Genomic DNA, 12,807 nt, shown 5'->3' with positions numbered 1-12,807 from the left:
AATACAGGACAAATTAAGGAAAGGAGGTCGAACCTTGGAACGATTATTTGGGCTTGATATGCAGCTGATCGCGGATACCCTGCTGACAGCTATCTCCGTGTTTGTATTGTTTACACTGGCGTCCTATCTGTTCTTCGATACTGTCCGGGATGTGCTGAAGAAGCGCCAGGACCGGATTCAGAGCGATCTGGACACCGCATCCAAAGAAAAATCCGACGCGCTTGGCTATAAAGCGGAGTACGAATCGAAACTGCGTGACGCGGACAGGGAAGTGGAGGAGATCTTAAGCGCAGCCAGAAAGAAAGCAATGCAAAGCGAGTCAAAAATTATAGATGAGGCCAAGGAAGAAGCGGCCAGAATCATAGCGCGGGCCAATGGCGAGATCGAGCTGGAGAAGAAGCGCGCGCGGGATGAAATGAAAAAGGAAATGATTCAGATCGCCACCCTTATGGCTGGAAAAGTGGTGGCGGCTTCCATCGATGAGAAGGCGCAGAATCTTCTGATTGAGGAAACGTTGAATGAGATGGGTGATGAGACATGGCTAAGCTAGCGGCGGCGACCTATGGGAATGCGCTCTTTGAGCTGGCCGTGGAGGAATCGAAAGTGGACCAACTGAATGAGGAGGCGGAAGCGGTGCTTCAGGTCTTAAAGTCAGAGGCGGGGCTTTCGAAGCTGATGGACCATCCCAAGATTGTCAAAGAAGAGAAAAATAAAATATTAGAGAGCATATTCAAAGGCAGGGTCAGCGATGACATGGTAGGCTTCCTGCTCCTTCTGCTGAAAAAAGACCATTATGCGGAAGTGATTCCCACCATCGAATATTTTCTGGCGGAAGTGAAGGAATATAAGAAAATCGGTATCGCCTACGTGACCACGGCGGTAGAATTGAGCCAGGCCCAAAAGAAAGCGGTGGAGGCGAAATTGCTTACCACGACCGGTTATCTGACCTTTGAGATGCACTTTTGTGTGGACGCGGCTTTGATCGGCGGCATGATAATCCGTGTAGGAGACCGGGTAGTGGACAGCAGTGTCCGCTCGAAACTCATGGATCTGTCAAGGGACCTGATGAAGCTGCAGCTTGCCTGAACAACAGAAATGGTATACAAATAACAAGTAAAGAGGGTGAAAACACTCCATGAATCTTAAACCAGAGGAAATAAGTTCGGTTATAAAGGAAGAAATTAAAAGATATTCCACACAGCTTAACGTCTCCAATGTGGGAACCGTCATACAGGTAGCAGACGGAATCGCCCGTGTCCATGGCCTGGAGAGCGCCATGCAGGGGGAATTGCTGGAATTCCCGGGGGACGTGTACGGTATGGTGTTGAACCTGGAAGAAGATAATGTGGGAGTCGTATTACTGGGTGATACGAGCAACATCAGTGAGGGTGATACCGTGAAAACTACCGGCCGGGTGGTAGAGGTGCCGGTAGGCGACGCGATGATCGGCCGGGTGGTCAATTCCCTGGGACATCCCATCGATGGAAAGGGACCAGTCCAGACCGACAAATACCGCAGAATCGAGCGGGTGGCATCCGGCGTTATCTCCAGAAAGTCCGTAGACACGCCGCTTCAGACAGGAATCAAGGCGATCGACTCCATGGTACCCATCGGAAGAGGCCAGCGTGAGCTCATTATCGGTGACCGCCAGACAGGTAAGACGGCCATCGCTATCGATACCATTATCAACCAGAAGGGGCAGGGAGTAAAATGTATCTATGTGGCCATCGGCCAGAAGGCCTCGACTTTGGCTACGATTGTGAAAACACTGGAAGAATACGGAGCCATGGATTACACTACCGTGGTAGCGTCTACGGCCAGTGAACTGGCGCCGCTTCAATATATTGCGCCATATTCCGGATGTGCGATCGGTGAAGAGTGGATGGAAAACGGGGAGGATGTGCTGATCGTTTATGACGATTTGTCCAAGCATGCGACCGCATACCGTACCCTATCCTTACTGCTTCGGCGTCCGCCTGGACGTGAGGCATATCCCGGGGATGTATTCTATCTGCATTCCAGGCTTCTGGAGCGTGCGGCGAAGCTGTCCGACGAATTAGGCGGCGGGTCCCTGACCGCGCTTCCGATCATCGAGACACAGGCAGGCGACGTATCCGCTTATATTCCTACCAACGTGATCTCGATTACCGATGGCCAGATTTATCTGGAGACAGAGATGTTCAACGCAGGCTTCCGCCCTGCAGTCAATGCCGGTCTGTCCGTATCCCGGGTGGGCGGTGCAGCTCAGATCAAGGCAATGAAAAAGATCGCGGCGCCGATCCGTGTGGATCTGGCCCAGTACCGTGAGCTGGCGGCGTTCTCCCAGTTTGGCTCCGAGTTGGATGATGATACCAGGGAGAAGTTAGCCCAGGGCGAACGGTTAAAAGAAATCTTAAAACAGCCGCAGTATAAACCTATGGCCGTGGAATACCAGGTCATCATTATCTTCGCGGCGGTCCATAAATATCTGCTGGATATTCCGGTAGACAGCATTCAGGATTTCGAAAAGGGATTATTTGAATTTATCGATACGAAATATCCGGAAATACCCGAACAGATCCGGACGGATAAGCAGATGTCGGAGGAAACCCAGCAGCAGCTGGAAAAAGCAATTCAGGAGTTTAAAGCGAACTTTGGTAAATAAGCGAGGTGAAAACAGATGGCCTCTATGAGGGATATCAAACGCCGGAAAGGCAGTATACAGAGTACTCAGCAGATTACCAAAGCCATGAAGCTGGTATCCACCGTCAAGCTGCAGAAAGCCAGGGGCAAGGCGGAGAATACCAAAGCATATTTCGAGAGCATGTACCGGACGGTGACCTCCATGCTGGCCCGCTCGGGGAACATCGACCATCCCTATCTGAAAGGCGGGGAGTCTTCGAAAAAGGCAGTCATCGTGATCACTTCCAACCGTGGCCTGGCCGGCGGTTATAACATGAACGTCGCCAAGCTGGTGACCGGGTCGGGATTTCCGAAAGAAGATGTGGAGCTCTACACCATCGGAAACAAAGGCCGGGAATATCTGGCCGGTAAGGGCTATCTGGTCCGGGAGGACTACTCCGATGTGATCAATGAACCCATCTACCGGGATGCCATGGATATCGGGAAAAAGGTGCTGGAATCCTTTGCAGCCGGGGAAGTCGGGGAGATTTACCTGGCCTATACCTGGTTCAAGAATACGGTGGTCCACGAGCCTCGGATGATGAAGCTTCTGCCCATCGAGATCGGGGATGTGAAGGAAGAGGATACCGGTTCTTCGGCTCCCATGAATTATGAGCCGGAAGAAGAGACAGCCCTGAACATGATCATACCGAAATATGTGACCAGTCTTTTGTACGGCGCGCTGCTGGAAGCGCTGGCCAGTGAAAACGGGGCCAGAATGCAGGCCATGGACGCCGCTACGAGCAATGCTGAAGAAATGATAGAACATTTATCCTTGTTGTATAACCGTGCCCGTCAGGGTTCCATTACACAGGAAATAACCGAAATAATCGCGGGTGCGGAGGCGATCAGCTGATGCCGGCAGCCGTGAAAGGAGTGAATAAGATGGCAGATAACAATAGAGGAAATATCGGAAAAATCACTCAGATCATCGGTGCGGTACTTGACATTAAGTTCAGTGAGGGACAGCTTCCTGAAATTAATGAGGCAATCCATATTGTCAATACGAACGGCGAAAAGCTGGTCGTGGAAGTATCTCAGCATCTGGGTGACGATACGGTGCGCTGCATCTCCATGGGCCCTACGGACGGACTGGTCCGGGGCATGGACGCCGCGGCCACCGGCTCCCCTATTATGGTACCGGTCGGCGAGCGGACGCTGGGACGGCTGTTCAATGTGCTGGGTGAGCCGATCGATGAGAAGCCGGCCCCCTCGGATGTGGAATACTTACCGATCCACAGGCCGGCGCCTGACTTTGAAGAGCAGGCGACATCCACAGAGATGCTGGAGACCGGAATTAAGGTCGTGGATCTCCTCTGCCCTTACCAGAAGGGTGGAAAGACCGGGCTGTTCGGCGGCGCCGGTGTTGGGAAAACCGTGCTGATCCAGGAGCTGATCCGAAACGTGGCTACCGAGCACGGCGGCTATTCCGTATTTACCGGCGTAGGCGAGCGTACCAGAGAGGGAAATGACCTGTATTACGAAATGCAGGAATCCGGGGTAATCAATAAAACCACCATGGTGTTCGGCCAGATGAACGAGCCGCCGGGCGCCAGAATGAGGGTGGGACTTACCGGTCTTACCATGGCAGAATATTTCCGCGATCAGGGCGGAAAGGATGTACTGCTGTTTATCGATAATATTTTCCGATTTACCCAGGCGGGCTCTGAGGTATCCGCGCTGTTAGGGCGTATGCCCTCGGCGGTAGGCTATCAGCCCACGCTGCAGACGGAGATGGGTGCGTTACAGGAGCGGATCACATCCACGAAGAATGGCTCCATCACTTCCGTGCAGGCAGTCTATGTGCCGGCTGATGACCTGACGGACCCGGCTCCGGCCACGACCTTCGCCCATCTGGACGCGACCACGGTACTGTCCCGTTCCATCGTGGAATTGGGTATCTATCCCGCGGTAGATCCGTTGGAGTCCACTTCCCGTATTCTGGATCCCAGAATCGTCGGGGAGGAGCACTATCAGGTGGCCCGCGGTGTGCAGGAGATCCTGCAGCGCTATAAGGAATTGCAGGATATCATCGCGATCCTGGGTATGGATGAGCTGTCCGAAGAGGAGAAGCTGGTCGTATCCAGAGCCAGAAAGGTGCAAAGATTCCTGTCCCAGCCGTTCCATGTGGCTGTACAGTTTACCGGCCTGGAAGGACGCTATGTTCCCATAGCGGAGACGATCCAGGGATTTAAGGAGATTCTGGAGGGCAAGCACGACGATATTCCCGAGAGCTATTTCCTGAACTGCGGAAGCATCGACGACGTTTTAGCCAAGGTGAAACAGGGGTGACCATATGGCAGACGATAGATTATTTCGATTAGAGATCATATCTCCCGACCGGGTGTTCTACCAGGGCGACGTGGCGATGGTAGAGCTGACGACCAGTGAGGGGGACGTAGGTATCTATAAGAATCATATCCCCATGACCATGATCGTTGTCCCGGGCATCGTTACGATTACCGAGGAAGAGGGACAGAAAAAAGCGGCCCTGCATTCCGGGTTTATCGAAGTTCTTCAGGATAAGGTGACGATTCTGGCGGAGCTGGCCGAATGGCCCGATGAGATCGACTTAAACCGTGCGGAGGAAGCCCGTGTGCGGGCGCAGCGCCGGTTGGAGACCGCTGACTCCAGCATGAATATGATCCGGGCGAATATGGCGCTTCGAAAAGCGCTGGTGCGGATCGAGCTGGCGGAAGGAAAACAGAAATAGAAACGAAAAAGCATTCAGATAGTAAGAAAACCCCTGCCGGGATGGTTGGTTCTGATATCCCGGCAGGGGCTTTCTTATGGCCGTTTACTGCATTTTCTTGTATTCTGTAATATCAAAACATGTCAGGAGGTAGGCGTCCAATTCCCCCCATTTCATGGGGGATGCCTTTGCCCGGGTCCAGACTCCATACTGCGGATTATAGATTTCCCCTACTCCGCCGGATAAAGGACAGGTTTTACAGGGAGTCTCCCTGCCAAAAAACGTTTTGTAGCAGGTCATGCCGGGTTTTGCTTTAGGGTCCAGTTCCCGGGTTTTAAGATTGAGATATAATAATTCGCAGGTGTCCTGTTCGATGGCATAGATATAGGCGTCCTGGGTGTCCAGGATCGTGTTGAGCCGTATAGCCAGTTCGCTGTCATGTTTTGTAGTACGCTTCTTCAGCAAAAAGGTAGTCAGAAGCTGGGAAATCAGGGTCAGTGTCGCAATCTCCTCTTTATTCCATAAACGCATTCCCGTACATTCGTCAAAACCCACGAACCCATGGAAAGCATCTCCCTCTAAGATAGCGCATTGGAGCGTAGAACAAATTCCCTGGCTCTCAAACAACGCCGTCTGCACAGGGGTCAGAGAATGGATGTCCCGGCAGTAGAATACGGAATGATCTTTGAATAAGTCCCGATAACCCTCCACATCCGCATAAGGAAAATGCTGCAGGTTCTCCTTTTGTGATGCGATCCCATCGTTACACCATTCATAAGTATTATCGCAATAGGTGCCGTCGTCAGAGTCTTCGAAAATATAGGCCCGGCTCACGTCAAACCGCTTTCCTACGATTTCCAGAATCAGCTGGATCACATGATCGATATCGCTTGTATCGTACAGAACCTGGAATACATAGTTCACCAGATCTTTTGGCGCCTCCGATGTGTCCAGGTCGGAATCAATCGTTGCTCCCAGGGAAGAATACCCGGTATCCCCGACGGTACTGCCGTGCTCTTTGTCAAACAGCAGATATTGGTTTTTTCCCTGTTTTTTTGCCTGGTACAGGGCCAGGTCGGCGCTGTGATACAGGGATTGGAAATTTTTCCCGTCATCCGGATAAATAGCAATACCCGCGCTGCAGGTGACTTCAATGGGGCGTTTGCCCTGCTGAAACAGACGCTGGAACAGTTCCAGTAAACAGGCTGCCTTCTCAGCGGCCATCTCCCTGGAAGTGATATTCTTTAAAAAAATCATAAATTCGTCTCCGCCGATCCTACCTACCACATCCGTTTGCCGTGTCAGTTTTTTCATTCCGGCTGCTAGCTCTGAAAGGACGGCATCCCCAAACAGATGGCCCTGGGTATCGTTAACTTTTTTGAAGTTATCGGTATCAATCATTAGCAGGGCGCAGGGCTCATCCGGGTTATCCCGCAGGTAATTACGGATCTGCCGTTCACTCTCCTCACGGTTAAGAAGGCCGGTCAGGGCATCTCGTTCCGCCCGCTGCCGCAGGTCGTCGATCATCTTTTTATCATTGTCGATATCGGTGATGATTCCCACTGCCTTGATCGGTTTTCCGGTGCTGTCATACTGATCGGTATATCGAATCCTGCACCAAATATACATACCCTCCGCATTCAGAATACGGATCTCTGCATCAGACAGAGAAACACCGTCTTTGGCATTGGCCATAAGCCTCTTCAGAGCAGTGATATCATCAGGATGAACATGTCTGGCAAAGGACAAATCGCGATTCGTCCCATCGCAGTTCGGATCATAACCAAACTTTTTCTGCCAGTTTGCGGAATAGAGAATAGTATCGTTTCCTATATCCCACTCGAATATAATATCGGTTGTCTGGTTCAGGATAATCCGATGCCGCTCCAGGGAGAGACGCAGTTCTTCCCGGTCATTTCTGGAATCAGTGACATCCAGCAGGATACAGAAGATCCGTTCTTCCCCTTCTTCGTTTTGATTCAGCTGAGCGTTGTCCAATACCCATTTAAATTTGCCGTTCTTGCACAAAACCCGGTAATTGGACGAGCATTTCCCAGTCCTGCGAAACTGTTCCGCTGTTTCGGCCAAAATATCCTGTCGGTCAGCTGGATGAATCATTTCAATAAAATGGTCATGAAATCGTTCCGTAATCTCCTCCCGTGAAAAACCAAAGAGATCTAAAAAGCCCTGGTTGACTTCCACCAAAGTAAAAAAACGATCATTGAGACACTGCTGAACGCCTCCGGGGATATTGTTCAGCAGCGTTTGGTATTCACGGCTGTGCTGTTTTCCCATGTTGTTTTACCTTCTTTATAATTTTACGCCGCAGCTATCATAACCAAACATCCTGCGATACTTGCGGAAAAGGACATCTGGTCAGGATATATGCAGCTTATCCTTGCTCATATGCCTATATAATGATAGTATACCAAACTACATGGAAGATAGCAATCCTTTGTACAACACCCGGTGTGCGATAGCTGGTTTGAGTATGAGTTTCAGCAGACAGGGTATATTACATTTTGAAAAACTCATCCGCAGCTTCCATGATAAAAATATGACTGCTGGAAAAAAACACCACCCGTCACCAGTAAATGAATAAGGCCTCCTGAAAATGTCAAAACTAAGAAAAAGAGTACCACTTAGGAGGTCTTTAAAATGAAGAAAGTATTAGTTGGACTTGTATTGATTCTATGGGTCCTGGCCGGTGTCCAGTTATGGAATCTGTACGGAGTCCGGGATCAGGGAAAAATAGTAGAAGCTTTCCACAGTTCCGACTTTATGAATACAAAGAGTGTAGTGGAAGGCAGCGGCCGCCTGAACACCACTTATCTGAGCCTGAGCGGAAGAAAAACGATGGTTCAGGACATAGCCAATATCCTGGGGATTCATGAAAACTATACGCTGACGGAGACTTACGAAGACGGACAGGCCAAGACGGTTCTCCATGTAAAAGCCAAACAGGCTGAAACTACGATCCAGATTATCACCAATGAACAAAAGCACGATGCGAATGTAATCGACGCCAAACAATATCTCCTGACAGATATCACCCTGTACGATCTGGACAGCGCCCTGGGCTATAAAGAAATACTGGATAAAATCTACGAGGACTACCGGATAGACACCGAAGTATCTCTGAATCTGATCGGTACCCATCCCGGTCAGATGCCCCTGAATGAGCGCAACACGATGGCGGACCGGCTGTTAGAGCAGATCGAGGGCAAGGTAGTCTCCGAACACCGGGATGAAGAACTGTTCACCATCTATGCATACACCAAGTTAATCAAGGATTATGATATGCGAAGCGGAGAACCGGTGAATGTGAATATAGCCTTTAACTACGACGAATCTCAGAATGTAACAAATGTATACCTCTCTACCCCAATAATCCGGGAAGACTACTAAGTTTATGGGAATGGAACGGCCGAAACAATTCGGCCCCCATTCCTTTTTCATACATTAGGTTTTAGGTACTCTAATTCCACTTAAAAGTTTTAGAGCACCAAAGTACGGATGGCCCCCGCCCCTGCCCTCTCCGGCCCATCTTCCAAATTCCTGAGGACAATACTTGAATAATTCAGCAAGAAAGGTTATTATGTTACATATACTGTTGTATCGGTTTATTGATAGAGAGTAAGGGCATGAGGTAATACAACCATGAAAGATACAGACATTCATCAGGCTCCGATCGGGGTGTTTGATTCCGGGGTCGGCGGCCTGACCGTTGTCCGGGAGATCATGCGTCAGATTCCCCAGGAGCGGATCGTGTACTTCGGGGACACGGCCAGAGTCCCCTACGGAAACAAGTCAAAGGATAATATCATCCGATATTCCAGGCAGATCATTCGGTTTTTAAGGACTCAAAATGTAAAGGCGATCGTGGTAGCCTGCAACACGGCCAGTGCCTGCGCGCTGGAGGAGATCCGCCCCGAGCTGGAGCTTCCGATTATCGGGGTGATCAAACCCGGAGCGAAAGTGGCGGCTAACACCACCAGGAATGGGCGTATCGGGGTGATCGGCACGGAAAGCACGGTAAAAAGCCAGATGTATACGGATTTTATACACGACCTTAATCCGGATATCCAGGTGATCGGTAAGGCCTGCCCTCTGTTTGTGCCGCTGGTGGAAGAGGGATGGCTTAAGGACCCTGTGACAGAAGAAGTGGCGGGCCGGTATCTGGAGGATATGAAACAGGCGGACGTGGATACCTTGATTCTGGGGTGTACCCATTATCCCCTGCTGCGCTCTACGGTTGGCAAGGTGATGGGCGGCCGGGTGACTCTTGTAAATCCTGCCTATGAGACGGCACTGGAATTAAAGGAACTGTTACGAAGAGAAGGAATCGCCGCAGTGGCCTCTGGCTCTGCGCAGGAGGTGTGGCCGGAACACCGGTTTTTTGTTAGTGATCTGGCAGACAAATTCAAAGATTTTGCCAAATCGATTCTGGCCTGTGAAATTAGTCAGATCAGGCAGATTCCCATTGAAAATTATTAGGAGAAACATATGACAGACCAAGTTTTATTAAGTATATCCGGCCTGCAGTTTATGGAAGGTGAAGGGGTAGAACCGGTAGAGGTGGTAACGGTTGCGGATTATTACAGGAAAGAAAAGAGCCACTATCTGATCTACGATGAAGTACTGGAAGGCATCGAGGGAAAGATTAAGAATATCATTAAGGTAAAAGAACATGTACTGGAGGTCACGAAAAAAGGCCTTGCTAACGTACATATGGTATTTGAAGAAAATAAGAAAAATGTGACCTATTATACCACTCCCTACGGCAATCTTCTGATCGGCCTGATGGCTACCAGCGTTGATGTCAATGAGAGCGATAAAAATATTAATATCCAGGTGGAATACCAGCTGGAAGTGAACTACGAGTTCCTGGCAGACTGTACCATAACCATGAATATTAAAAGCAAAGAGGCCGGGGATTTTTCGCTCCAGCAGTAACAGTTTACTCCTGAAATGAAAATGAGAACAGACATGATAAATGAGGACAGCTAAGAAAAGAAAGACAAAAAATACCAGATTCAGTAATACGGTAAGGATGCCGTTTACTCGATCTGGTATATTTCATTCTTCTATGCATTTATTTTCATAATTATCCCGGCAGCAGTCTGCCGGAATTCTTATGTGTGATTCGGTCTGTTAAGGCGTGCAGCTTTATTAACTGGAAAAAGCTTATTTGGTATTCTTATCCACATAATTTTTCGCTTTGTTTCTCATCCGTTTGAAGAAGCCCTGTTTTTTCTTCGGCGCCTCCAGCGGACCGCGGATTCCGCGCACACTGGTTATGTAGATTCCGCTGACAACAGCTTTTACTTCCTTTTTCACGGGAACCAGTTCAAAGATCGATTCCTCACAGACCAGAGACATAACTTTAGGACCAACTTTAGCTTTTACAATCGGAAGTTTGGAACGGCGCAGCCACTTAGGTGTCTGGTCAATCACCATCTGGGGCAGTCCGGATTCCTTCATCCGCATTCGTTTCTTATCAATAATCAACATGCTGACATTCTGAGCCATGGCGTCCATCTGTTCTTTTTGGGCTGCCTGTTTCTTCTGGGCTCTTTTACCAAAGAAATATAATGCAACAACTGCGACAATCAGCACTCCAAGTATCACTAACAAAACAATAGTTAACGTATTCACGGTATCCCTCCTACTTTCCTGACAATTTCATATCGCTTGTCTTCCCGCGTAAATAATATTGTAGCATTGATTTGCGCCGTGCGCAAGCATTCCCAACCGCAAAATGAAAAAAATAATGGGGCCGGCCCTCCCCGTTGAAAAACAGAAAAAAACATCTACAAAAAAGGATGTTTGTGGTATCATATACGAAAAGGAGGATTCCGCTATGCTAGAGACAGCGTGGGGTTATGTTGTTACAGGCTGGGATTGGATCATGAGTAATCTGATTTATATTAATATTATCCTGGCTATATTGATTGTATTTTTCCAGCGGCGTGAACCGATGACGGTCTGGGCATGGCTTCTGGTGTTATATTTTATACCGATACTGGGGTTCCTGCTTTATCTGGTTCTGGGACAAGATCTGCATAAAAAGCATATGTTCAAGATGAAAGAGATCGAAGATGAGATGAACTATGCGATCCGAAAGCAGGAAGAAACGATATATAAAAATGAGTTTGAACCGGAAAATGAGGAGATGAGCCGTTTTTCCAACCTGATCCTGTATAATCTGGAGGCTTCCCATGCGGTGTATACCACTGATAATGAGGTTTCCATTTATACGGATGGAAATGACAAGTTAAAGGCGGTGCTGGAGGAGATAAAAAAAGCCAGGCATTATGTCCATCTTCAATATTATATTATTAAGAACGATGAGATGTGGAAGCCTATCGAGGATCTGCTGGAACAGAAGGTGAAGGAAGGGGTCGAGGTAAGAATCCTTTACGACAGTATGGGATGCAGGTCTATGAAAGCATCGGACTGGAAACGGATCCGGTCCAAAGGGATCATTACGGGGGAATTCTTTCCCGCTGTTCTGAAGAAATTTCAGATGCGCCTGAACTACCGGAATCACAGGAAAATTATTATTATAGATGGTAAGACTGCGTTTGTCGGAGGGTTTAATATTGGCCGGGAGTATCTGGGGCTGAACCAGAAGAAATTCGGCTACTGGCGGGATACCCATTTGAAAATCAGCGGTTCGGCAGTCCTCTCACTCCATATCCGTTTTATACTGGATTGGAATTATGCCACCAAACAAAATTTGTTCGTTCAGGATAAATATTTTGTGGAGCAGGAGGATATGGTAAAGGGCAGGAACGCGATTCAGATCATATCCAGCGGCCCGGATTCCAAAGTGCCCAATGTCAGGGATAATTACCTGCGGCTGATCCATATGGCCCAGAATCATATCTATATCCAGACCCCGTATTTTATACCGGATGAGTCGGTACTGGACGCTCTGAAGATCGCCGCGTCGTCCGGGGTGGACGTGCGGGTTATGATCCCGTGCAAACCGGATCATCCGTTTGTATACTGGTGTACGTATTCCTACATCGAAGATCTGCTGGAGGCCGGAGCCAAATGCTATACCTATGACGACGGTTTCCTGCATGCTAAAACCCTGACGGTGGACGGGATGGTCAGCTGTGTGGGAACAGCCAATATGGATATCCGCAGCTTTAAACTGAACTTTGAGGTGAACGCTACAATCTATAACCAGGATACGACCTATAAGCTGGAGCAGATATTCCTGGATGATCTGAAACGGTGTACCCATGTCACACCGTATGTGTATGCCAGCCGTTCTCTGCTGATCCGCTTCAAGGAGCAGTTCTGCCGGCTGCTATCTCCGCTGCTGTAGAAGTGAGCCGGCTGCTATCTCCGCTGCTGTAGACGTGAGCTGGCTGCTATCCCCGCTGCTGTAGACGTGAGTTGGCTGCTATCCCCGCTGCTGTAGAAGTGTACCGGCGGTT

At 49.2% G+C, this 12,807-nt stretch carries 12 protein-coding genes; 10 read left to right on the top strand and 2 right to left on the bottom strand.

The genetic code is table 11. The features are described from left to right. The first annotated feature begins 34 nt into the window (after nt 1–34). Genes atpF through atpC form a run of 6 tightly spaced genes read left to right on the top strand, consistent with a single transcriptional unit; the run spans nt 35 to nt 5,374 of the window. A complete protein-coding gene (gene atpF / locus ABC831_RS00960) occupies nt 35–550 on the top strand; it encodes a F0F1 ATP synthase subunit B (RefSeq protein ID WP_343246424.1) in 516 nt (171 codons plus the stop codon). Further along, entirely contained in the window at nt 538–1,086 is a 549-nt protein-coding gene (atpH, locus tag ABC831_RS00955) for an ATP synthase F1 subunit delta (RefSeq protein WP_343246423.1), read from the top strand. The genes atpF and atpH overlap by 13 nt, the downstream gene beginning before the upstream one ends. 49 nt (nt 1,087–1,135) lie before the next feature. Next, nucleotides 1,136–2,644 (top strand): F0F1 ATP synthase subunit alpha, encoded by a 1,509-nt coding sequence (atpA, locus tag ABC831_RS00950; RefSeq protein ID WP_343246422.1) that lies wholly within the window; start codon nt 1,136–1,138, stop codon nt 2,642–2,644. Between the two features lie 15 nt (nt 2,645–2,659). Beyond that, on the top strand, nt 2,660–3,517 hold the full coding sequence (atpG, locus tag ABC831_RS00945) for an ATP synthase F1 subunit gamma (protein WP_343246421.1): 858 nt from the start codon (nt 2,660–2,662) through the stop codon (nt 3,515–3,517). 29 nt (nt 3,518–3,546) lie between these two features. Continuing rightward, nucleotides 3,547–4,953 (top strand): F0F1 ATP synthase subunit beta, encoded by a 1,407-nt coding sequence (atpD, locus tag ABC831_RS00940; protein WP_343246420.1) that lies wholly within the window; start codon nt 3,547–3,549, stop codon nt 4,951–4,953. Nucleotides 4,954–4,957: 4 nt separating this feature from the next. Beyond that, nucleotides 4,958–5,374 carry an ATP synthase F1 subunit epsilon gene (atpC, locus tag ABC831_RS00935; protein WP_343246419.1) on the top strand — a complete coding sequence of 139 codons (417 nt, stop codon included), beginning with the start codon at nt 4,958–4,960 and terminating at the stop codon, nt 5,372–5,374. Nucleotides 5,375–5,458: 84 nt separating this feature from the next. Here atpC and ABC831_RS00930 read toward each other — a convergent pair whose 3' ends face one another. Then, nucleotides 5,459–7,648: a sensor domain-containing diguanylate cyclase gene (locus tag ABC831_RS00930; RefSeq protein ID WP_343246418.1), complete on the bottom strand. Its 2,190-nt coding sequence runs from the start codon at nt 7,646–7,648 to the stop codon at nt 5,459–5,461. Between the two features lie 363 nt (nt 7,649–8,011). On the opposite strand from ABC831_RS00930, the gene ABC831_RS00925 reads away from it, so the two are divergent. From ABC831_RS00925 to ABC831_RS00915, 3 genes are all read left to right on the top strand, one after another. Continuing rightward, nucleotides 8,012–8,761, top strand: coding sequence for a YwmB family TATA-box binding protein (locus tag ABC831_RS00925; RefSeq protein WP_343246417.1), 750 nt, complete (start codon nt 8,012–8,014; stop codon nt 8,759–8,761). 252 nt (nt 8,762–9,013) lie between these two features. Next, nucleotides 9,014–9,850, top strand: coding sequence for a glutamate racemase (murI, locus tag ABC831_RS00920; protein ID WP_343246416.1), 837 nt, complete (start codon nt 9,014–9,016; stop codon nt 9,848–9,850). Nucleotides 9,851–9,859: 9 nt separating this feature from the next. Beyond that, nucleotides 9,860–10,309: a YwiB family protein gene (locus ABC831_RS00915; protein WP_343246415.1), complete on the top strand. Its 450-nt coding sequence runs from the start codon at nt 9,860–9,862 to the stop codon at nt 10,307–10,309. A gap of 231 nt (nt 10,310–10,540) precedes the next feature. On the opposite strand, the gene ABC831_RS00910 is transcribed toward ABC831_RS00915, so the two are convergent. Continuing rightward, nucleotides 10,541–11,011, bottom strand: coding sequence for a hypothetical protein (locus ABC831_RS00910; protein WP_158347281.1), 471 nt, complete (start codon nt 11,009–11,011; stop codon nt 10,541–10,543). 205 nt (nt 11,012–11,216) lie between these two features. Here ABC831_RS00910 and cls point away from each other — a divergent pair, with 205 nt between their 5' ends. Next, entirely contained in the window at nt 11,217–12,695 is a 1,479-nt protein-coding gene (cls, locus tag ABC831_RS00905; protein WP_343246414.1) for a cardiolipin synthase, read from the top strand. The last annotated feature ends 112 nt before the right edge of the window (nt 12,696–12,807 follow it).

Origin of the sequence: Diplocloster hominis, from assembly GCF_032380655.1 — a bacterium.
GTDB classification, from domain to species: Bacteria; Bacillota; Clostridia; order Lachnospirales; family Lachnospiraceae; genus Diplocloster; species Diplocloster hominis.
The sequence above is the reverse complement of the archived record's forward strand: the minus strand, read 5'-3'. Positions and strand labels throughout refer to the sequence as shown.

Bases quoted from the DNA above. Each gene is read 5' to 3' on its own strand.
- atpH (WP_343246423.1), top strand. From the start codon at position 538: ATGGCTAAGCTAGCGGCGGCGACCTATGGGAATGCGCTCTTTGAGCTG.
- atpA (WP_343246422.1), top strand. From the start codon at position 1,136: ATGAATCTTAAACCAGAGGAAATAAGTTCGGTTATAAAGGAAGAAATT.
- atpG (WP_343246421.1), top strand. From the start codon at position 2,660: ATGGCCTCTATGAGGGATATCAAACGCCGGAAAGGCAGTATACAGAGT.
- atpD (WP_343246420.1), top strand. From the start codon at position 3,547: ATGGCAGATAACAATAGAGGAAATATCGGAAAAATCACTCAGATCATC.
- atpC (WP_343246419.1), top strand. From the start codon at position 4,958: ATGGCAGACGATAGATTATTTCGATTAGAGATCATATCTCCCGACCGG.
- ABC831_RS00930 (WP_343246418.1), bottom strand. From the start codon at position 7,648: ATGGGAAAACAGCACAGCCGTGAATACCAAACGCTGCTGAACAATATC.
- ABC831_RS00925 (WP_343246417.1), top strand. From the start codon at position 8,012: ATGAAGAAAGTATTAGTTGGACTTGTATTGATTCTATGGGTCCTGGCC.
- murI (WP_343246416.1), top strand. From the start codon at position 9,014: ATGAAAGATACAGACATTCATCAGGCTCCGATCGGGGTGTTTGATTCC.
- ABC831_RS00915 (WP_343246415.1), top strand. From the start codon at position 9,860: ATGACAGACCAAGTTTTATTAAGTATATCCGGCCTGCAGTTTATGGAA.
- cls (WP_343246414.1), top strand. From the start codon at position 11,217: ATGCTAGAGACAGCGTGGGGTTATGTTGTTACAGGCTGGGATTGGATC.